Annotated in this window: 18 protein-coding genes and 1 pseudogene; 11 read left to right on the plus strand and 8 right to left on the minus strand. The window is 72.1% G+C overall.

From position 1 onward, the window contains the following. The 3 genes and pseudogenes from LX15_RS18615 to LX15_RS18625 all read left to right on the plus strand — a co-directional run. Positions 1–236, plus strand: a pseudogene (locus tag LX15_RS18615) (hypothetical protein); the annotation flags it as partial. A gap of 61 nt (positions 237–297) precedes the next feature. After that, positions 298–903: a DUF3558 domain-containing protein gene (locus LX15_RS18620; protein WP_253670893.1), complete on the plus strand. Its 606-nt coding sequence runs from the start codon at positions 298–300 to the stop codon at positions 901–903. After that, positions 845–1,579 carry a DUF3558 domain-containing protein gene (locus LX15_RS18625; protein WP_253670894.1) on the plus strand — a complete coding sequence of 245 codons (735 nt, stop codon included), beginning with the start codon at positions 845–847 and terminating at the stop codon, positions 1,577–1,579. The genes LX15_RS18620 and LX15_RS18625 overlap by 59 nt, the downstream gene beginning before the upstream one ends. Before the next feature lie 113 nt (positions 1,580–1,692). On the opposite strand, the gene LX15_RS18630 is transcribed toward LX15_RS18625, so the two are convergent. The 3 genes from LX15_RS18630 to LX15_RS18640 all read right to left on the minus strand — a co-directional run bounded on the left by LX15_RS18630 (position 1,693) and on the right by LX15_RS18640 (position 6,169). Then, the gene (locus LX15_RS18630; protein ID WP_253670895.1) at positions 1,693–3,483 is read right to left on the minus strand and encodes a thiamine pyrophosphate-requiring protein; all 1,791 of its coding nucleotides are present in this window, start codon (positions 3,481–3,483) and stop codon (positions 1,693–1,695) included. A gap of 287 nt (positions 3,484–3,770) precedes the next feature. Beyond that, on the minus strand, positions 3,771–4,439 hold the full coding sequence (locus tag LX15_RS18635; protein WP_253670896.1) for a response regulator: 669 nt from the start codon (positions 4,437–4,439) through the stop codon (positions 3,771–3,773). Beyond that, entirely contained in the window at positions 4,436–6,169 is a 1,734-nt protein-coding gene (locus tag LX15_RS18640; RefSeq protein WP_253670897.1) for an ATP-binding protein, read from the minus strand. Before LX15_RS18640 ends, LX15_RS18635 begins: the two co-directional genes overlap by 4 nt. Positions 6,170–6,361: 192 nt before the next feature. Between LX15_RS18640 and LX15_RS18645 the strand changes: the two genes are divergently transcribed. From LX15_RS18645 to LX15_RS18660, 4 genes are all read left to right on the plus strand, one after another. Continuing rightward, positions 6,362–7,171 carry an ABC transporter ATP-binding protein gene (locus LX15_RS18645; protein WP_253670898.1) on the plus strand — a complete coding sequence of 270 codons (810 nt, stop codon included), beginning with the start codon at positions 6,362–6,364 and terminating at the stop codon, positions 7,169–7,171. Continuing rightward, positions 7,161–8,084 (plus strand): ABC transporter permease, encoded by a 924-nt coding sequence (locus tag LX15_RS18650; protein ID WP_253670899.1) that lies wholly within the window; start codon positions 7,161–7,163, stop codon positions 8,082–8,084. Before LX15_RS18645 ends, LX15_RS18650 begins: the two co-directional genes overlap by 11 nt. A 2-nt stretch (positions 8,085–8,086) precedes the next feature. Continuing rightward, positions 8,087–9,139, plus strand: a complete 1,053-nt coding sequence (locus LX15_RS18655; protein ID WP_253670900.1) for an ABC transporter substrate-binding protein — start codon at positions 8,087–8,089, stop codon at positions 9,137–9,139. Between the two features lie 216 nt (positions 9,140–9,355). Beyond that, positions 9,356–9,913 (plus strand): snapalysin family zinc-dependent metalloprotease, encoded by a 558-nt coding sequence (locus LX15_RS18660; protein ID WP_253670901.1) that lies wholly within the window; start codon positions 9,356–9,358, stop codon positions 9,911–9,913. A gap of 269 nt (positions 9,914–10,182) precedes the next feature. Here LX15_RS18660 and LX15_RS18665 read toward each other — a convergent pair whose 3' ends face one another. After that, positions 10,183–11,382, minus strand: a complete 1,200-nt coding sequence (locus LX15_RS18665) for a cytochrome P450 (protein WP_253670902.1) — start codon at positions 11,380–11,382, stop codon at positions 10,183–10,185. A gap of 25 nt (positions 11,383–11,407) precedes the next feature. Next, positions 11,408–12,139 carry a TetR/AcrR family transcriptional regulator gene (locus LX15_RS18670; protein ID WP_253670903.1) on the minus strand — a complete coding sequence of 244 codons (732 nt, stop codon included), beginning with the start codon at positions 12,137–12,139 and terminating at the stop codon, positions 11,408–11,410. A 192-nt stretch (positions 12,140–12,331) separates the two neighbouring features. Between LX15_RS18670 and LX15_RS18675 the strand changes: the two genes are divergently transcribed. Continuing rightward, a complete protein-coding gene (locus LX15_RS18675) occupies positions 12,332–13,009 on the plus strand; it encodes a CPBP family intramembrane glutamic endopeptidase (protein WP_253670904.1) in 678 nt (225 codons plus the stop codon). 14 nt (positions 13,010–13,023) lie between these two features. Here the strand turns inward: LX15_RS18675 and LX15_RS18680 are convergent, their stop codons facing one another. Together LX15_RS18680 and LX15_RS18685 are read right to left on the minus strand one after the other, a co-directional pair. After that, positions 13,024–13,887 carry a helix-turn-helix domain-containing GNAT family N-acetyltransferase gene (locus tag LX15_RS18680; protein WP_253670905.1) on the minus strand — a complete coding sequence of 288 codons (864 nt, stop codon included), beginning with the start codon at positions 13,885–13,887 and terminating at the stop codon, positions 13,024–13,026. A gap of 58 nt (positions 13,888–13,945) precedes the next feature. After that, positions 13,946–15,070, minus strand: coding sequence for an urease accessory protein UreH domain-containing protein (locus LX15_RS18685; RefSeq protein WP_253670906.1), 1,125 nt, complete (start codon positions 15,068–15,070; stop codon positions 13,946–13,948). A gap of 217 nt (positions 15,071–15,287) precedes the next feature. On the opposite strand from LX15_RS18685, the gene LX15_RS18690 reads away from it, so the two are divergent. From LX15_RS18690 to LX15_RS18700, 3 genes are read left to right on the plus strand one after another with little or no spacing between them, the layout of a single operon-like run. Further along, the gene (locus tag LX15_RS18690; RefSeq protein WP_253670907.1) at positions 15,288–15,680 is read left to right on the plus strand and encodes a hypothetical protein; all 393 of its coding nucleotides are present in this window, start codon (positions 15,288–15,290) and stop codon (positions 15,678–15,680) included. Positions 15,681–15,727: 47 nt separating this feature from the next. Further along, the gene (locus LX15_RS18695) at positions 15,728–16,216 is read left to right on the plus strand and encodes a hypothetical protein (protein ID WP_253670908.1); all 489 of its coding nucleotides are present in this window, start codon (positions 15,728–15,730) and stop codon (positions 16,214–16,216) included. Between the two features lie 19 nt (positions 16,217–16,235). Next, positions 16,236–17,507 carry a hypothetical protein gene (locus LX15_RS18700; protein WP_253670909.1) on the plus strand — a complete coding sequence of 424 codons (1,272 nt, stop codon included), beginning with the start codon at positions 16,236–16,238 and terminating at the stop codon, positions 17,505–17,507. A 132-nt stretch (positions 17,508–17,639) separates the two neighbouring features. On the opposite strand, the gene LX15_RS32560 is transcribed toward LX15_RS18700, so the two are convergent. After that, on the minus strand, positions 17,640–19,832 hold the full coding sequence (locus LX15_RS32560; RefSeq protein WP_308213485.1) for an NB-ARC domain-containing protein: 2,193 nt from the start codon (positions 19,830–19,832) through the stop codon (positions 17,640–17,642). Between the last annotated feature and the right edge of the window lie 447 nt (positions 19,833–20,279).

A 20,279-nucleotide genomic window follows, 5' to 3' on the forward strand; every position in this document is an offset into this window, starting at 1 on the left:
AGAAGAACTTCAAGGTCTTCGAACCACTCACAATCGAAGACTACCCCGGGGTGATCGTGGCACCGGCCCTCGACCAACGCCCACAAGGCGTCTGCAACGTCGAATTCGCCGCCACCGACAAACTCAGCATCAGCGTGACGACGAACCTGTCCACACCCGACAGGGCAACAAACCCCTGCGGCCCGACCAAGGCCGCAGCAGCCGAGGTCCTCAAGACCCTCAAAGCCACCAACTGAGCTGAGACCGACGGCGGGGGCCGGACGCGCCACCCGCCGTCACCCTTCCCCGGAGCTGACCATGTCGAAGAAGATCACAAAGATCACTATCGCCACCCTCGGGACACTGCTGTTGGCAAGTTGCTCCGGAGGGTCGGTGCAGGGCAGCGCCCAGCCGACCGGCGGCTCGTCGATCGGCAGCGGCGCGTCGTCCGACTCCCTCCCCCCTGACGTTCCACGAGTGCCCAAGTCGCTGGACACCTCGAAGTTCGAGCAGAACCCCTGCACCGCACTCACGGCGCCGCAACTCCAGAAGGTCGGGATCAAAGTTCAGGGTGAACCGAAGCAGAACCCCAATCCCATCTGCTGGTGGAATGACTTCGACGCGAAAGTAAGCCTGTCCGTCGAGATCGCCACCAACCGAGACGGCCTCGCCGGTCTCTACCGCCGCCAGAAGAACTTCAAAGTCTTCGAACCACTAACAATCGAAGGCTACCCGGCAGCGATCGTGCTCACGGCGCGGGACGAACGTCCAGACGGGATCTGTGACATCGAGTTCGCCGCGACCGACAAACTCAGCATCAGCGTCCAGACTCAGTTGGACACCCCTGACAGGGGGTCGAATCCCTGTGGGCCGACCAAGGCCGCAGCAGCCGAGGTCCTCAAGACCCTCAAAGCCACCAACTGAGCTGAACCGTCGACAGCGGGGGGCTCGCGACAGCCCCCGCCGTCGCACATGCCCGGAGCTGACCTTGTCAAAGATTGCGAAGATCGCTGTTCCGATTCTGGGAGCACTGCTGCTGGCAAGCTGCTCCGGAGGGTCGGTACAGGGTACCGCGCAGCCAACCGGCGGCCCTACCAACAGCGCGAGCGCATCATCCGACGCCGCCCTTCCCCCTGGCGTGCCCCGCGTGCCCAAACCACTGGACACCGCACGCTTCCAACAAGACCCATGCGCCCTGCTGACATCAGCCCAACTCCAGCCGTTCAAGCTGGGCAACAAGCCAGGCGACCCTCGCAAGGTGCCGACGCCCTCCTGCGCGTGGTACGACTACGTCGACGCAAAAATGAGTCTGTCAGTCACGATCGCGACCGACCGCGACGGCCTGGCCGGCCTCTACCAACGCCAGAAGAACTTCAAGGTCTTCGAACCACTAAAAGTCGAAGACTACCCGGGGGCGATCGTGGCGGGGGCCCTCGACCAACGCCCACAAGGCGTCTGCGACGTCGAATTCGCCGTAACCGACAAACTCAGCATCAGCGTCCAGACGAACCTGTCCACACCCGACAAGGCAACAAACCCCTGCGGCCCGACCAAGGCCGCAGCAGCCGAGGTCCTCAAGACCCTCAAAGCCACCAACTGAGGACTGATCTCGGCTCGGGTACGCGTCGGCGGGGGCCGGACGGGGCCCCCGCCGACAGTGTGGGGCGATGTTGCGTGCGGTGGGCGGGTTGTGGGGTGTGGGAGGGGAAGGGGTCAGCGGCCGGAGCCGGGGAGGAACTCCTGGATCTTGGCGCGGACGCCGGAGCTGACCACGCGCCACGCCTCCGGGTCACCCTTGACCAGGGCCTCGGCCACCTTCTCCATCTGGTCGTAGGTGGCGTGCGGCGGGATCGGCGGCACGGTCGGGTCGGTGACGAACTCGACCAGGCAGGGCCGGTCGGCGGCCAACGCCTGCTCCCACGCGCCGCGCACCTGGCCCGGCTCCTCCACCTTCACGCCGCTCAGCCCGATGCTCTCGGCGAACCGCGCGTAGGGGAAACCCGGGAGGCGCTGCGACGGCACGAACTGTGGTGACCCGCCCATGGCCCGCAGCTCCCAGGTGACCTGGTTGAGGTCGCCGTTGTTGAGCACGCCGACGATCAGCCGCGGGTCGGACCACTCCTGCCAGCAGGCGCCGACCGTGATCAGCTCGTTGATGCCGTTCATCTGCATGGCGCCGTCGCCGACGAGGGCGATGGCGGGGCGGTCCGGGTGGGCGAACTTGGCTCCGGTCGCGTAGGGCAGACCCGGTCCCATCGTGGCCAGCGTCCCGGACAGCGAGCCGCGCATCCGCCCTCGGAAGCGCAGGTGCCGGGCGTACCAGTTGGCGGCGGTGCCGGAGTCGGCGGTGACGATGGCGTTCTCCGGCAGCAGCGGCGACAGGTCGTGGAACACCTGTTCGGGGTTGATGGGCTTGGCCGCGACCTTCGCCCGGCGCTCCATCACATCCCACCACCGGGTGACGTGCTTCTCCACCTGCTCGCGCCACGACCGGTCGGTCTTCCGCCGGAGCAGCGGCAGCAGGGCGCGCAGGGTCCGCGCGCTGTCCCCGTGCAGGTTCACCTCGAACGGGTAACGGAGGCCGAGCATGGTCGGGTCGATGTCGATCTGCACGGCCCTGGCCGACCCGTACTCGGGCAGGAACTGGCTGTACGGGAAGTTCGACCCGACGACGAGGAGCGTGTCGCAGTCCCGCATCAGCTCGTAGGACGGCCGTGTGCCCAGAAGGCCGATGGCACCGGTGACGTACGGCAGGTCATCAGGGAGCGCGTCCTTGCCGAGCAGCGCCTTGGCCACGCCGGCACCGAGCACGTCCGCGACCTCGACGACCTCGTCGGCGGCGTTGCGCGCGCCCTGGCCGACCAAAATGGCCACCCGTTCGCCGGCGTTGAGGACGTCGGCGGCGCGCCGCAGGTCCTCCTCGGCGGGCACGGGCGCGGCCTGGCACACCCCCAGACTGCCGGGCACCATCTTGAACTCGTGCGAGGGCGCCTGGTAGTCCAGCTCCTGCACGTCGTTCGGGATGATCAGCGCCGTGACCGTGCGCCGGGTGAGCGCGATGCGGATGGCGCGGTCGAGCACGTTCGGCAACTGCTCGGGGACCATGACCACCTGCACGTACTCGTTGGCCACGTCCTTGAACAGGCTCAGCAGGTCGACCTCCTGCTGGTAGTTGCCGCCCATGGCGCTGCGCGCGGTCTGGCCCACGATCGCCACGACCGGCACGTGGTCCAGCTTCGCGTCGTAGAGGCCGTTGAGCAGGTGAATCGCCCCCGGGCCCGAGGTCGCGACGCACACGCCCACGTGCCCGGAGAACTTCGCGTAGCCGACGGCCTCGAACGCGGCCAGCTCCTCGTGCCTCGCCTGGACGAACCGGGGCCGGTCGTTGGCGCGGGCCCACGCGGACACCAGCCCGTTGATGCCGTCGCCCGGATAGCCGAAGACGTGCTCCACACCCCACTCGCGGAGCCGCTTCAGCAGGTAGTCGCCAACCTTCTCGGCCATGACACCTCCCACAGGCCGACCTCGACCCCACCCGGTCGGGTGCGGTCGCTCTCCTAGGCCTTCCCAGGGCGCGCCGGGCGGAAACCCACCGGCCCGGCGGACACCGTGGGGCACCGCCCGCCACCCATCGTGTCCGCCCGCCACGCCCACCACTCCGGACAGTCGAACAGGTGTCCACTGTGGGCGGGCTCCCACTCCACGACCTCCCTGACCGAGCACGAACCAGACACGAACCGGACGCCAACGGACACACCGGAACAAGCCGTCCACATTGGACAAGGCAGGGGTCAACGGGACGCCTGGGACCAGAGGTACTGGTGTTCGGGGCGGCCGGTGGCCCCGTAGCGGAGGCTCATCGTCGCGCTTCCGCTCTGTGCCAACGCCGCGAGGTACCGCTGCGCGGTGGCACGGGCGATGCCCAGCTCGGCCGCGATCTCGGCAGCCGAGCGGGCCTCGCCGGCCGACCGCAGGGCGTCCGCGACCAGCCGGGCGGTCACCGGGGACTGCCCCTTCGGGGTGGGGACCCGGTCGCCCTCATGCAGCACCCGCATCGCGCGGTCGATCTCCTCCTGGTTGACCGCGCGGCCGGGGCGGCCCCACTGGGCGTGGTACCGGGCGTAGGCGGTCAACCGGTCGGCCAACTGCTCGGCGGTGAACGGCTTGACCAGGTAGTTCAACGCGCCCGCGGCGAACGCCGCGCGCACCGAGCCCGCGTCGGAGGCGGCCGTGAGCATGATCGTGTCAACGGTCAGCTCCCTGAGCAGGGACAACCCCGACTCGTCCGGCAGGTAGTGGTCCAGCAGCACCAGGTCCGGCCCGAGGGCGCCCACCAGCTCCCTGGCCTCGACGGCCGTCCGCGCCGTGCCCACCACCGTGAAGCCGGGCACCTGCTCGGTGAACGCCGCGTGGACCTGTCCCACCCGGAAGTCGTCCTCCACCACCAACACCCGGATCACGAGGTCGCCTCCTCCCGTGTTCGTTCCCCGACGTCCGCCCCGTCCCCGTCGCTCCCCGCCGCGCCGCCGCCGACCAGGTCCTCGGCGACGACGCCGGCCTCCGCACCCGGAAGCGTGACCCCGTCCAGCACCTCGGGCAGGCGGGCCACGAACACCGCGCCGTGCCCCGTCCCCCCGTCGGCCCCGGCTCCGTCCCCCGCGCCGCCGGGCTCGGCCAGCCGGACCTCCCCGCCGAGGCCGCGCGCGGTCTGCCGGGTCAGCGCCAGGCCCAGTCCCCGGCCTGATCCGTCCCTCGTGGACACCCCCTCCGCGAAGACCGACTCGCGCAGCCGCTCCGGCACGCCATCGCCACTGTCCACAACGGACACGTGGAGCGTCGTCCCCTCGGCGAGGAGGTCCACCTCGACCCACGCCGGGCGGCGCGCGCCGAGCCGCGCCGCCTCCAGCGCGTTGTCGACCAGGTTGCCGACCACCGTGGTCACCTCGACCGGCGCGACGACCCGGCTGGGCACCCAGGAGGTCGGGCCGACCTGGAGCGAGACGCCCTTCTCCTCGGCCGCCGCCGTCTTCGCCGCGAGGAAGGACTGGAGGTAGGGGTCGGCCACGGCCTCCCCGCCCGGTCCCAGCGCGGCGACGGGTCCGGCGGACAGAGCCTGAAGGTACTCCACCGCCTCCCGGTGGTGGTTGGTCTGCAACAACCCGGACAACGTGTGCAGCCGGTTGGCGAACTCGTGCCGCTGGGCGCGCAGCGCGTCGGTGAGGCCGCGCACCGAGTCCAACTCCCTGGTCAGGTTCTCCAGGTCGGTGCGGTCGCGCAGGGTGAGCACGCCGCCGAGGTCGCGCCCGTCCCTGCGGACCGGCCGGTGCCGCGCCACCAGCACCCGGTTCCCGGCCACGGTGATCAGGTTGTCCACCCGGTCCCCGGCCAGCGCGGCGCGCAGGCGCGGCGGCAGCGGCAGGTCGTCCACGGACGTGCCCGGGCTCAGGCGCACGCCCAGCAGGCGCTCGGCCTCGCGGTTGCCGACCGTGACCCGCCCCCGCGCGTCCACGGCGAGCACGCCCTCGCCGATGCCCGTGAGGACGGCCTCCCGCTCCTGGAGCAGCCCGGCCAGCTCGTGCGGTTCCAGGCCGAGGGTCCGCCGCTTGAGCAGCCGGGTGAGCAGCGTCGAGCCGGCCAGGCCCAGCACCAGCGCGCCGCCGGCGAACGCCCCGGCGAACGCCCACAGCCGGTGCCGCGCGTCGGCGATCTCGTCCGCGTGGAAGCCCACGCTGACCTCGCCCACGATCCTGCCGCCCCGGTCGCGCAGCGGCACCTTCCCCCTGGCGGACAGGCCGAGCGTGCCGTGCTCGACCAGCACCACCTCGTTCCCCGCCAGCGCTCCCGCCGGGTCGGTGCTGACCCGCCTGCCGAGCTGCTCGGGGTTGGGGTGCGCGAAGCGGATGCCCCGATCGTCGGTCACCACGACGAACAACGCGCCGGTCGCCGCGCGGACCCGTTCGGCCCTGGCCTGCACGAGGCGCCCCGGATCGTCCCCGGCGACGGCCTCGGCGACGTCCGGGTCCGAGGCGACCGACCACGCGACGGCCAGCGCGCGCTGCTCGTACTGGTGGACCAGGTGGCGCTCCAACAGCCAGCCGACCAGGGCGAAGCCGACGCCGACCACGAGCGTCACCAGGCAGACCTGCGACAACAGGACCTGGCGCGCGAACGGCATCCGGGGTGGCGACATGGGCGGACGCTACCTCTCCGACCCCCGTGAGCAGAACGCGCGAAAGACGCACAACGCGGAATGGACGAACAACGCCGAGAAGGGTTCGCGGCGTGAGCGGGGTCACCTACGGTCCACCGCCAGCGAGTGATCCGCGTGACGCGGCCGACAGATCCGCCGCCCTGCACGGCGGACCGAGCCAGGAGCAGACGCATGACCGAAGATCCCGTGATCCGGTTGCGGGGCGCCACGAAACGCTTCCGGAGCAGTTCCGGCGGTGTGCACACCGCCGTGCACGACCTGACGATGACCGTGGGGCGCGGGGAGTTCGTCGCCGTGGTCGGCCCCACCGGCTGCGGCAAGTCGACCACCCTGTCCCTCGTCTCCGGGCTGGAGCCGCCCTCGGAGGGCGAGGCGGTGGTGAACGGCCGGCCGGTCACCGGCATCCCCGACGGCGTCGGCTACATGTTCCAGGCCGACGCGATCCTGCCGTGGCGCACCGTGCTGGACAACGTGGCCACCGGGCCGAGGTACCGGGGCGCGAGCAAGCGCGAGGCCAGGGAGCGGGCGCGCGACTGGGTGCGCCGCGTCGGCCTGGCCGGGTTCGAGGACTACTACCCGCACCAGCTCTCGGGCGGCATGCGCAAGCGGGTGGCCATGGCCCAGACGCTGGTGAACGAGCCGTCGATCCTGCTGATGGACGAGCCGTTCAGCGCGCTGGACGTGCAGACCAGGGCGTTGATGCAGGACGAGCTGCTGCGCCTGTGGTCGGGCACGGGCGCGGCGGTCGTCTTCGTGACGCACGACCTGGAGGAGGCGATCTGCCTCGCCGACCGCGTGCTGGTGATGACCGCGAGCCCGGCGACGGTCAAGGCGTCGTTCACCGTGCCGTTGGCCCGGCCGCGCGACGTGGAGCGGATCCGGCTGTCGACCGAGTTCCTGGACGTCTACCGGGAGATCTGGGAGTCGCTGCGGGAAGAGGTCGAGAAGACCAGGGAGAGGGGTGGCAAGCGTGTCGCGTGAGGGACTGGACGTCCAGGAGGCCGTGACCGACGCCCCGGCCGCGACGACGACCGCCGCGCCGGCGCGCGCTCCGCTCCCGGACACGGCCGCCGTCCAGCGCCAGGCCAGCGCGGCGCGTCGACGTCGCCGCGCCGGGATGTGGGCGCTGCGGCTGCTGCTGGTCGTGGTCTGGCTCGGGAGCTGGGAGGCCGCGGCGACCTGGTGGATCGACCCGTTCTTCTACTCCAAGCCCAGTGCGATCTGGCACCGGCTGGTCGAGTGGTTCGACATCGGCACCCAGTTCGGCTCGGTGTGGGAGCAGATCCTGATCACGCTGGAGGAGGCGGTCCTCGGCTTCGTGATCGGCGCGGCCGCCGGCGTCGTGCTCGGCGTCCTGCTGGGCCGCAGCCGGTACCTGGCCGACGTGCTCGCGCCGTTCATCAAGGCGGCCAACGCCGTGCCCCGGATCGTGCTGGCCTCGCTGTTCATCATCTGGTTCGGCTTCGGGCTGGCCTCGAAGGTCGCCACCGTCGTCGTGCTGGTGTTCTTCGCGGTGTTCTTCAACGCCTTCACCGGCGCCCGCGAGGTGGACCGCAACCTGCTCGACAACGCCAGGATCCTCGGCGCGAGCCGGCTCCAGGTGCTCGGCACGATCGTGTTGCCCAGCGCCACGTCGTGGATCCTGTCCTCGCTGCACACCGCGTTCGGCTTCGCGTTGATCGGCGCGGTCGTCGGCGAGTACGCGGGCGCGAGCAAGGGCCTCGGCCTGCTGATCAGCAACGCGCAGGGCACGTTCGACTCGGCGGGCATCTACGCCGGCATGATCATCATCACCGTGGTCGCGCTGGTCGCGGAGTGGCTGCTGACGATGCTGGAGAACCGGTTGCTGCGGTGGCGGCCGTCGGCGAGCCGGTCCTCGGCGGAGGTGGTGTGACCGTGCGACGCGGACGGTGGAGCCGCGCGCTGGCCGCGGCCTCGGTCGTCGTCGCCGTGCTGGCCAGCGCGGGCTGTCGGGAGTCGCGCACGCTGCCGCTGGGCGAGGACGGGCAGCCGGAGATCACCATCATGGTCGGCGGCGTGGACAAGGTGATCTACCTGCCGGCGATGCTCACCGAGCGGCTCGGCGGTTTCGAGCGGCAGGGCCTGCGGGTGAAGCTGCTCAGCGAGCAGTCGGGGGCGAACGCGGAGACCACGCTGCTCAGCGGGGACGTGCACGCCGTGGTGGGCTTCTACGACCACACGATCGACCTCCAGGCCAAGGACCAGTGCATCACCAGCGTGGTCCAGCTCGCCGACGTGCCGGGCGAGGTGGAGCTGGTGGCGGCGAACAAGGCGGACGAGATCCGCAGCCCCGCCGACTTCCGGGGCAGGAAGCTGGGCGTGACCTCGCTGGGCTCGTCCACCGACTTCCTCACCCGCTACCTGGCCGGCTCGGCTGGTCTGTCCACTTCGGACTACACAACGGTGAAGGTCGGCGCGGGCCAGACCTTCATCGCCGGGATGACCAACGGCGGCATCGACGCGGGCATGACCACCGACCCCACGGTGGCGCAGCTCGTCAACAGCGGCAAGGCGAAGATCATCGCGGACATGCGGACCGAGGAGGGCACGCGCCAAGCCCTCGGCGGCCTCTACCCGGCCAGCTCGGTCTACATGAAGTGCGAGATCGTCGAGCGGTACCCCGAAGTGGTGCAGAAGTTGGCCAACGCCTTCGTGGAGACCCTGCGCTGGCTCAAGCAGCACACCCCCGAGGAGATCGCGGACCGGATGCCGCCCTCCTTCGCCAACGCCGGCCGGGACCTCTACGTGCAGTCGATCCGCGACAGCGTCGGGATGTTCAACGGCACCGGCCGGATGAAGCCCGAGGGCGCGCAGAACGTGCTGAACGTCCTGAGCCAGTTCTCGACCAACGTGAAGCCGAAGAAGGACCGCATCGACCTGTCCCGGACCTACACGACCCGGTTCGTCGACAACGTCCCGGCGTCGTGATCCCCGGCTTCCGGGGCCGGTGTCCCCCGGCCGGCCCCGGAAGCCGCGTTCCCCGTCCCGGGTCCATGCCCGTCGAGTACTGTCCGGGCTTCCCCGTGGCCCCACCGCGGCGCGCCCGTTATGGCACTTCGTTATGCCGCAAGCCATTGCTGGCCATTTCACGCCAGTCCTACGCTCCGGGGCACTCCCCCTTCCCCTGGCGCGAGGAGACGTACCGTGTTCCTTCGCAGGACGACCCGCGCACTGGTCGCGTTACTGGTCCTCACCCTCGGCCTTCTCGGTGCCGGCTACGGCACCGCGGGTGCCGCCACCGGGCCCGAGGCCGAGGCCAGCGCGGTCCGCACCCTCTACTACGACAGCAGCCGCGCGGCCGAGTTCGCCAAGGTGATCGACGACGCGGCGGCCATCTGGAACAACAGCGTGAAGAACGTGCGGTTGCAGAAGGGCTCGCCGGCGAACATCGTGATCCTCGCCGACGACGGCTGGCCCCGCGCGCAGCCGACGAGCCTGGGCTCCGGCCGGGTCTGGATGGGCCGGCAGGCCGTCCAGCAGGGCTACTACCCGCTGCGGATCGCCACCCACGAGCTGGGCCACATCCTCGGCCTGCCGGACCGCAAGCCCGGCCCGTGCTCGTCGCTGATGTCCGGCAGCAGCGCCGGCACCTCCTGCCGCAACCCCAACCCCAACGCGCAGGAGATCGCCGAGGTCGACCGCAAGTTCGCCCGCGGCGTCCTGAACGTCGAGCGGCTTCCCGAGGCGGTCCGCGTCTTCTGACGCCCGCCGGGACGTGCTGAGCGTTCCCAGCCCCGCTGCGCCCTCCGCGCCTGTCACACCCTGAAACGCCCGGACTTCCCCACCCCCTGCCGACGACGCACCCGTGTGGCCGAAGCGAGCACTCGCGACGGCGACCGGGTGCGTCGTCGGGTTCGGCGTCGACCGGGCGGGCCGTCGGGAAGGGGCCCCGGAGACGACCGGGACGTCCTTCCCGACCCCCATCAGGCCCGCCCGTCGTGCGGTCGACGCCGCGTCCGGGGGACGACCCGTCAGGCCGGGACCACGTCCAGCGGCAGCTCCGACGCGCTGAGCAGCGTGCTCGCGTCGGTGTACCGCACCCCGTCCCAGTCCACCGTGATCTTCGAGTAGCGGTCCAGCACGGCGTTCAGGGCGATCCGCGACTCCATCCTGGCCAGCGGGGCCCCGAGGCAGAAGTGGATGCCGTGCCCCAGGGACAGGTGCGGGTTGGGGTCACGACGCGGGTCGAACCGGTCGGGGTCGGGGAACTGCCGCTCGTCCCGGTTCGCCGAGGCGACCCAGAGCATGGCGATGGACCCCTTCGGCAACACCTCGCCGCCCACCTCCACCTCCCGGGTGGTCACCCGTGCCAGCCGGGGGAAGGGCGCGCGCAGCCGCAGCGTCTCCTCGACCGTCGCCGGCACCAGGCCCCGGTCCGCCCTGACCTCGGCCGCCACGTCGGGGTTCTCGTCCAGGCACAGCACCATGTTGCCCAGCAGGGCGGTGGTGCTGATGTGCCCGGCGAGGAGGAGGATCACCATGAAGGTGGTGATGGCGTCGTCGTCCAGCCGCTCCCCGTCGACCTCCGCCTCGATCAGCTTCGTGGTGAGGTCGTCCCTCGGGTCGCCGCGCCGGACCTCGATGTGCCGGTGCAGGTACTCGGTCATCTCCAGGATGGAGTCGCGGCTGAGGGCCATCCGCTCCTTCGACGGCAGGAGGGAGTCGCCGCGGGTGCCCTCGAACAGGCCGTTGGCCCACGCCCGGTACTTCTCGCGGTCGCCGACCGGGACGCCGAGCATCTCGGCGATGACGATCACCGGCAGCGGGTAGGCCAGGTCCCGCACCAGGTCGATCCGCCGCTGACCGGCCACGGCGTCCAGCAGTTCGGCCGTGACCGCCTCGATGCGCGGGGCGAGCTGGGCGATCACGCGCGGGGTGAACGCCTGGCTGACCAGTCGCCGCAGCCTGCGGTGCTGCGGTGGGTCCATCCGGACGAAGTTGTTCTCGTTGAACCGGTCGAGGGCGGGGTCGGAGGGGATGACCTCGCTGGTGTCCGAGGAGAACGTCTCGTGGTCGGACACGGCCCGTAACGTCTCCTGGTAGCGGAAGAACTCCCAGATGCCCTCCTCGTTGTGCCGCAGGGGCGCGGCGGCCCGCAGTTCGGCCATGGCCGCCATGAGCGCGCGTCCGCCGTCCTCGACGCCGATGGCGCTCAGCTTGGTCTCCGACATCGTCACTCCCCAGTGAATCCCTCTGTCACGCCGGGGTTTCCCGCCCCCGGCCGTGAGCCTCGGCCCAGCACATGTCGCGGAACCGCTCGTACTCGTCGGCCACCTTCCCGGCGACGACCGGGAGGTCGGGCCGGTTCTCGGCGTCGGGTGTCTCGAAGGCGTGCCGCATGACGTGCGCGAGGATCGCGGCGCGGTTCTCGACCGTCATCTCCGGTGTCATGGGGACCAGGCCGCTGACCGTGAAGAAGCCGAAGGCGGTCGAGATCGACCCGAAGACGACCTGCCCCAGGTCCAGCTCCTCGCGCACCATGCCGTGGTCGACCAACGTCCGGTAGTAGATCTCGGTGAGCCGGGCCTTGCTGGCCTGGAGCTGCCGCCCGGCCTCGGTCTCCAGCAGCCGGCCGATCATCCCGGCGTCCTGCGTGAACATCGCCCTGGTGAGCGGGCGGCGGTAGGTGGCGAGGTAGGCCAGCGGCGACATCCGGTGCGGCAACACGTCCCTGGGGTCCGTCCGCAGGCACTCGACCAGCTCGTCGGTCAGCTCCGCGCTCTCACGGAGTAGGACGCCGAGGAGCAGCTCCTCGCGGCTGTGCCAGTGCAGGTAGACGGTGCCCTTCCCCACCCCGGCCGCCCGGGCGACCCCGTCGATCGTCACCCGGCGGTAGCCATGCTGAAGCAGCAGGTCAGCGGCGGCGTCCATGATCATCTGCGCCCGCGTCGCGCGGTCGGTCCCGCCCGCCTTCAGCGTGTCGGTCATCGCGTGCCCAACCCGTTCTCCCCCCGCGTGACCAGAATTCGCCATCCGGTCATCAGTCACGTGCGGTCGACGCTAGACCCGCCGCCACGGGATCGACAATGGGACATCCGGGCGATCATCGAGCGACCGAACGGCCGCCGGGGGATCCCCGGCCCCGCCGACCGGGGGCGCGGGCTCACTAGAGTCGCCGCCATGGGGGAGACCAGTCCGGCCGGAACCCACGCCGTGGACGGGCGGCGCCGCTTCCTGCTGGCGGTGGAGTACGTGGCGTTGTTCTTCGGAGCCGTCACGATCTACGCGATGCTCGACCGCCCCGGCAGCCCGATCCCCGTGCTGGTGGGACTCGCCGTGATGGCGGTGGTCTACCTCCGGCGGCAGGCCGCGTTCGACCGGAGGTCGCTCACCCGCGGCGAGGCCGTCCTGCCCGAACTCCGCCCGATGCTCGGCCTGTGGGTCGTGGCGGCCGTCGCGATGGCCGGGGCGCTGGCGTGGGCCAGTCCCGACCGCCTGCTCCAGCTCCCCCGACAACAACCACTGCTCTGGATCGCGATCGTCGTTCTCTATCCCCTGCTCAGCGTCTACCCCCAGGAACTGATCTTCCGGGGTTTCCTGTTCCAGCGGTACGCACCGCTGTTCGGCACGGGGCGCGTCATGGTCGCGGCGAGCGCCGCCGCCTTCGGCTTCGCCCACATCATCTTCGGGAACTGGCTGTCCGTGCTGCTCACTGTCGTGGGAGGGTGGCTGTTCGCCACCAGGTACCAGCGCAGCCGTTCACTGCTCGCGGCCTCGGTCGAACACGCGTTGTACGGCGTGCTGGTCTTCACGGTCGGGCTCGGCGACTTCTTCTACCACGGGGCCGCGAACCGCTGAGACGTCTGGTTCTCTCAGTGCGGCGCGGCCATGCACGCCTCGCCCACGGAGTCCCGGCGGCGCTCCATGAGGACGGTGTCGCGCCACTGGCCGTCGAGCTGGGCGATGCGCTCCCGGACGCCAACCGTGCGGAACCCGGCGGACCGGTGCAGGGCGATGCTGGCCCTGTTCTCCGGGAAGATCGAGGTCTGGAGTGTCCACAATGTACTCGCGTCGGCGGCGGCGACCTGCCGGCACAGCAACGCCCTCCCCACGCCGCGCCCCCGGAAGCCCGCGCCGACGTAGACCGAGGTCTCGGCGACGCCGGAGTAGCAGGCGCGCGACGACACCGGGGAGGCGGCGGCCCACCCGGCCACGACGCCGTCGACGACCGCGACCCACCGGTGGTCGGGCAACCACCTCCGGTCCAGCGCCTCCCTGGTGGGCACCCGGGTCTCGAAGGTCGCCGCCCTGGTCGCGATGCCCTCGCCGTAGACGCGCCGCACGGCCGGCCAGTCGTCCTCGGTCATCGCCCGCACCATGACGTCTCCCGGGAGGTCCGCGTGGGAACACGGGCGCGCGGCCAACGTGCCCATGACGACGTCGGCGGCGTGCGGGAGCCCGACGCAGCAGGCGTCGTCGACCTCGACCAACGTCGCCGCGCCCTCCCGGCGCAACCGCAGGATCCCTGCCTCGGCCAGCTTCCGCACGTGGTGCGAGCAGGTGGGCTGGCTGATCCCCACCAGCTCGGCGAGCACCCCGACCGACGGAGGGCGGGAGGCGGTGGCCACGGCGTGCACCAGGCGCACCCGCGTCGGGTCGGCCAGGCAGGCGAACCGGGCCGCGTAGGCCGCGGCGGCCCCGGGGTCGAGGACGGCGCCCCGCTGCTCGTCGGTCATGGCCTCATCATCGGGCACGGAGCGCCGTCCACGGCAGGTCCGTCCTCGGCTCCCGCGGTCAGAGCACGGTGATCGTGCCCCGGTACATCCCCATGGAGCAGGCGAACGTCAGCTCTCCCGGCTGGAGGACGCCCAACTCGATCCGGGTCTCCCCGTGCACCGGCAGGAGCTGGTCGACGCCGCGCGCCGGCACGACGAACGCGCGGGCGCACCCCTGGACGCCCTCGGACCGGATGACCACCGTGGTCGGCACGCCCGCGCTGGCCTCGATCCTGGGCGGGCTGTAGGAGCTGGCCCGCGCGGTGATCGTCACGACCTGGCCGCCGTTGGCGTCGCGGACGGCGCGGGCGGGAGGGTCGTCGAAGCCCATCGCCCTGACGACGGCGCTGGCGGCGAGGGGCGAGCCCGCCAGTTCCAGCCCTCCGTTGACGGTGACCAGCCCCATGACCACGACGACCGCCCCGGTCACCGTGGCGAGCCTGCCCCGCCAGGCGGTCGCCGCGCGCCGCGCCGCGTAGCCGAGCACCGCGAACAGCGGGGCGGTGCCCGCCACGAACACCGCCATGGTGGCCGCGCCCCCGAGCGCCGAGCCGGTCGTCAACGCCAACGCCTCCACGGACACCGTGACACCACAGGGCACGAGCACCGTGGCGCATCCCAGCGCCGCCGGGGCCAGCGCGGCGCGGGACCGGGCGCTGGCGCTGACCGCCCCGCTCCACGACCTGGGCGTGCGCACGACGATCCGGCGGAACCCGGGCACGCCGAGTTGGGCCAGCCCGAGAGCGACGACCACGACGCCGGCGACGAACTGGAGGACCAGCCGCACGTCGGAGGAGAGCTGGACGACGCCGCCCAAGGCACCGAGCAACGCGCCCAACGCGGTGTGCGAGACGAGCTTGCCGGCGAGGAAACCGGCCACGGGCGCGAGGTCGTCTCCGAGGCGTCGTGCCGGTGATCGTTCGTCCTCCGGCGAGGACGCCACTCCGCCGGACTCCCCGCAGCAGCCGGAGGGTTCGGCGTGGCAGGACACGGGTTCGGGGCGCTGCCGGGCGACGACCCCGGCCAGCAGGCCGCCCTGCACGGCGGCGCACGAGACACCGCCGGCGGCCAACCCGGTGACGAGAACGGCGGTCAGGCTCATCACGACCCCCAGCGGCAGGCGGACAGGCCGGTCCCCCGCCATGTGATCACGGTCCTTCCCCGTCCGCGCCCGGCATTCGGGGCACGCCTCTGCGCCGTCCGAGCGAAACCGCCCCGGTCCTCCCCCGGGTCTCCTCCCGGGTCCGGCGCAGCACCGTCCGCCGAGGGACCGCCGCTGACCACGTTCTTCGCCCAGCCACGCTCCGTGGTCGGGCGATCCTGCTACGTTCGCAACCACACGGGACGTGAAGGGGGCGGTCGTGTCCGATCCGATGTTCATGGCGGTGGCGGGAGCGCTGGCCGGCAAGGCCGCGGTGGCGCTGGCGTCGAGCGCCCTGGGCTCGCTGTACCAGTTCGTCAAGGAGCGGTTGGCCCGCCGGGCCGAGGACACGCTCGCGCTGGAGCAGGCCGAGGCCGCGCCCGACGACGAGCGGCGGGTGACCGCGCTGGGCGCCACCCTCGAACGCGTCGCCGCGGAGGACCCCGCGTTCGCGGAGCGGGTCAGGGAACTGTGGAGCCGGGCCAACACCGAGGCGCGCGCCGAGACCGGCGGTGTCGTCAACCAGGTCAACGGCACGGTGCACGGGCAGGTGATCCAGCTCAGGGACGTGCAGGGCGGGCTGCACTTCGGCGCGCCGCCGCAGGGCTCCTGATCACGCTCGGCGCGACGCGGGGGACGCCGGCAGTAAGGTGATCGTTCGTGCCGGATCGCGAGTGGGTGAGGGTTCCGGTCGGCCCGCATTCCCCGCAGTGGTCGACGATCGCGGCGGACCGCACCGTCCTGGGCGTGGTCCACAACGTCACGGCGGCCACCCGGCTGTTCGACGTGCTGCCGCTGCTCGACGGCGACCACCGGGTCCAGACGGTCTTCACCTGCACCGGCTCCTCGCCGTTCCGCGCGGGGCTCGACGAGTTCCTGGCCGGGAGGGGCGTCGCCGTCCTGCCGTGGGAGCAGGCGGTCCAGTTGGACTTCGACCTCGCGGTCAGCGCCAGTTACGGCGGCGCCCTGCACGAGATCAGGGCGCCGCTCATGGTCCTGCCCCACGGAATGGGCTACAATAAATTCTTTGCCAGGAAACCGGAAACCGGAAACCGGAAACCGGAAACCGGAAACCGGAAACCGGAAACCGGAAACCGGAAACCGCTCGGCGTTCGGCCTCGGCCCCCAGTGGCTGCTCTGGGACGGTGAGCTGGTCCCCTCCGTGGTCGTGCTCTCCCACGAGGAGCAACGGGACCGTCTCGCGCTGAGCTGCCCCGAGGCCGTGCCCGCCGCGTTGGTCGCGGGCGACCCGTGCTTCGACCGCGTCCTCGCCAGCCGCCCCCTGCGGGACTCCTACCGCCGCGCGTTCGGCGCGGAGGGCCGCCGGCTGGTGGTGGTCTCCTCGACGTGGGGCCGCGACGGGTTGTTCGGCCGGCACCCCGACCTCGTGCGGCGGCTCGCCGCGGAGCTACCCCTCGACGACCACCGCATCGTCGTCGCGCTGCATCCCAACATCTGGCACGGCCACTCGCCGTGGCAGGTGCGGTCCTGGCTCGCCGACTGCGAACGCGCGGGGGTCGTGGTCGTGCCGCCGGACGAGGGCTGGCGCGCCGCGCTGGTCGCGGCCGACCTCGTCGTGGGCGACCACGGCTCGGTCACCTTCTACGGCGCCGCGCTCGGCGTGCCGGTCGCGCTCGCGGCCTTCCCGGACGGCGCGGTGGACCCGGCCTCCCCGGTCGGGATGCTGGGGGCCGCCGCGCCGGCGCTGGAGCCGACCCGGCCGCTCCTCCCCCAGATCGAGCGGCTGCTGGCCGAGCACCAGCCGGAGCGCCTCGCACCGGTCACCTCGCTGACGACCTCCGTGCCCGGTGGTTCCGCCGCAGTCCTGCGCGCCGCGATCTACCGGACGCTCGACCTCCCCGAACCCTCCTCACCGGCGGAGAGCCCCGCCGTTCCCGTGCCCGTGGTCTCCCCGGCCGAGCCGAAGGCCGTGCTGGTGCGGACGGACCTGGACCTCTCGGCGTCCGACTCGTCGACTGACGGGCTCACCGCGCACGTGGTCCGGTTTCCCTCGGAGCCGATCCGGCACGGCGTCCCCGTCCCCGAGGGCACGTCGCTCCACGTGGAGACCGACGAGCCGTTCCGGCGCTGGCTGGATCTCGCCGAGGTGCTGGTCCACCGGGACGGCGGGGTCGACGCGCAGGAGTGGATCACCCGCGCCCTGGTGGCGCACCCGGGCTGCGTCGTGGCCGCCGTCGTGACGCCCGAGGGTTGCGTCGCCGGGACCGTCGACGGGGATCTGGTGCGTTTCAGTGTCCAAGGCGGACAAGGCGGACAGGGCGGACAGGGCGATCCCGCGCTCTGCGCGGCGGTGCTCGACGAATGGCGCAAGGCCGGGCGTCCGATCGCCACACTGCCCGAGCGGTTCTCGATCAGGGCGGGAAACCAGGTGACGACGGTGAGCGCGGTCGAGGTGGGCGTCCTGTCCGAGCGGCACTGAGCACCCGACGAGGACGGCTGGCGTCACGACGAAGCCAGCGCGTCACGGCGAAGCCAGCGCGTCACGGCGAGGCCAGCGCGCACGGCGAAGCCGCCGCGTCACGGCAAGACCAGCATCACCGCGAGGTCGACGTCACGGCGCAGAACTGTCCAATTCGGACAGTCTCCTCCTGACGGAGTCCGCCTGGGGGAAGTGCCACGCCTCGTGGATCGTCAGCGCGTCGCGGAGGTGCTCCCGCGCGGTCTCCCGGTCGCCCTCGGCGAGCGCGACCCCGGCGAGGACGTCCAGGGCTTCCGCCTGGTGGAACGGGCGGCCCTGCTCGGTCATGACCGCCAGGGCGCGACGGCCGGCCTCCCCGGCCTCCCGCGTCCGCCCGGCGCGGAGCAACGCCCGCGCGGTGCTGGTCGCCACCCGGCCGAGGTTGTAGGTGTCGGGCAGGACCTTGCCCTCGTGCGCCGGGTCGGGCAGCGTGGCGAGACCGCGTTCCGCGTCGGCGAGGTGCGCCATCGCCTCGTCATGAGCGTCCACTATGGACAGTGCCCTGCCGAGGTGGTGGTGGGCGAGCGCGAGCCGCCGGGGGTCGCCGATCTCCCGCGCCAGCCGGAGGTTCTCGGTCAGCACGTCGACCGCGCCCGCGTCCTCCCTGGCCAGCAGGACCAGGCCCAGGGACTCCACGGAGGTCGCGTGCCCCTCCCGGTCGCCCGCGTCCCGGCACAGGTCGAGCGCCCGCGCGAACAGCTCCTCGGCGCGGGCGTAGCGCTCGCTGAGGTGGTAGGCGAAGCCGAGCTGATAGGTCAGCCGTCCCTCGGCCCCGCGGTCGCCGCACCACCGGGCCGAGTCCACTCCCGCCTCGTGCGTGACGATCCAGTCCTCGAAGAACTTCCCGTGGAACACCAGGCTCCACAGCGCCTCGCAGAGCTGCCACGCGGTCTGGTGCCGTCCCGTCCGGTGGGCGGCCAGGACCGCCGCGCGCAGATTCGCGCGCTCGGTCTCCAGCCAGGCCCACGCCCCGGCCTGGTCAAGGTCCGACCACGGCAGACGACCGTAGAGCGGGTTCAGACGGGGGCGGTTCGGCATCATCACGCGGTCGGCCAGGACCGCGTTCTCCAGGTAGTAGGCCAGAAGCCGGTCCAACGCCGCGTCCTCGGCGCTTTCCGAGCCCACCTCGTCGGACCCCGCGTCATCACACCCGGTGCCCACCGACCGGCCGCCGGTGGCGATCCGCCTCGCGTGCAGCCGGACGAGCGCGTGCATGCCGAAGCGTTCCGGCACCGGTTCCTCGACCAGCCGAGCCGCACGCAGCCCCTCCAGCGCCTCCCCGAGATCCTCGTCCGGCTCGACGCCGAGGAGCGCCGACAGGGCTCCGAGCCCGATCTCACCGTCACCGGGGTGCAGCCCGAAGGCGCGGTAGACCCGCGCCGGGCGCTCCGCGAGCTGCCGGTAGGACGTCTCGAACACCGCCTGCACCGACAGGTCCCCCGGCACCGCCAGCCGCTCCAGCCGGCGTGACTCGTCGGCCAGGCGCCGGGCCATCCGGGACAACGGCCAGTGGCCGCGCTCGGCGAGCAGCGCGCCGACCACGCAGACCGCGATCGGCAGTCCCGCGCACACCGACACCAGCTCGCGCGCCGCCTCGGGTTCGGCCTCCACGCGAGCCGCGCCGACCAGCCGCGCCAGCAGCTCGTGCGCGGCCGAGTCCTCCAGCGGCTCCAGGTCGATCAACGCGGCCCCGTTGGCCGCGAGCCCCTCCATCGCCGACCGCGCGGTCACCACCACGACCGAGCCGTCTCCTCCCGGGAGCAACGGCCGCACCTGCGCCGGCAACGACGCGTTGTCCAGTAGCACGGCCAGCCTGCGGTCCCTGGTGAGCGAGCGGAAGAGCGCGGCGCGCTGGTCCAATGTCGGCGGCAGCGCGCCGGGGTCGTGGCCGAGCTGCCGGAGCAGGTGCGCCAGCACGTCGTCGGGGGACGCGATGCCGTGCAGGTCGCCGTCGAACTCCGCCCGCCGCTCGTGCAGCCAGTGCAACGCGACGGCGGTCTTGCCGACCCCGGCGACACCCCTGACGACCGCCACCGCCGGCCCCGGCTGGCCCTCGTGCGCCCGCACCACGTCGTTCAGGCGACGCAACACCGGCTTCTGGTTGGTGAAGACCACCGGCGGCGGGGCCAACTGCCGCAACGCCGGACGCCGGGCCTCGGGCAGGTGCACGTGGAACCCTCCGTGGTTGATCCCGACCTGCACCACCGAACCCGAGGCGTCGCCGACCTGGTTGACGACCGGGGGCGCCTGCCCGTCCCGGTCGCCGTGATCAGGTTCCTCCCGCACCGGCCCACCCCTCACAGCGCCACGAGCGGCAAGATCGAGGGCCGAGTCTACCCAGGTCCCGCAGCGCACGGTCACGGAACGAGCGCCGAAGGTGAGTGGGGATGGACTAGCGTGTCCGGCACCGCCACGACGACCACCGGTCGCCGCGCTCCGCCGCCCGCGCCGGCGGTGGGGCGCCGTTCGACCGGACGAGGGAACGAAAGATCATCACACCGCGTCCGAGCAACGCCTCCCCGGGGCATCCGCACCCCGGATGGAGTTCGTGGGCGGAGGATGGACAGGATCGCTCACGGCCGCCGGCGGCCCCGCCGGGCACGACGACCGCGTCGTCGGCGGGGGCGGGCCGGTGACCACGGCACGGGCGGACGGGACACCGGACACACCCGACGCGCGGCGCCCGGTCGCGGGCGGCCGGCACCGTCGGGAGGGGTCCGGAACGGGAACGGA

The sequence above is a fragment of the Streptoalloteichus tenebrarius genome, from assembly GCF_024171885.1.
In the GTDB taxonomy this organism is placed as follows: domain Bacteria; phylum Actinomycetota; class Actinomycetes; order Mycobacteriales; family Pseudonocardiaceae; genus Streptoalloteichus; species Streptoalloteichus tenebrarius.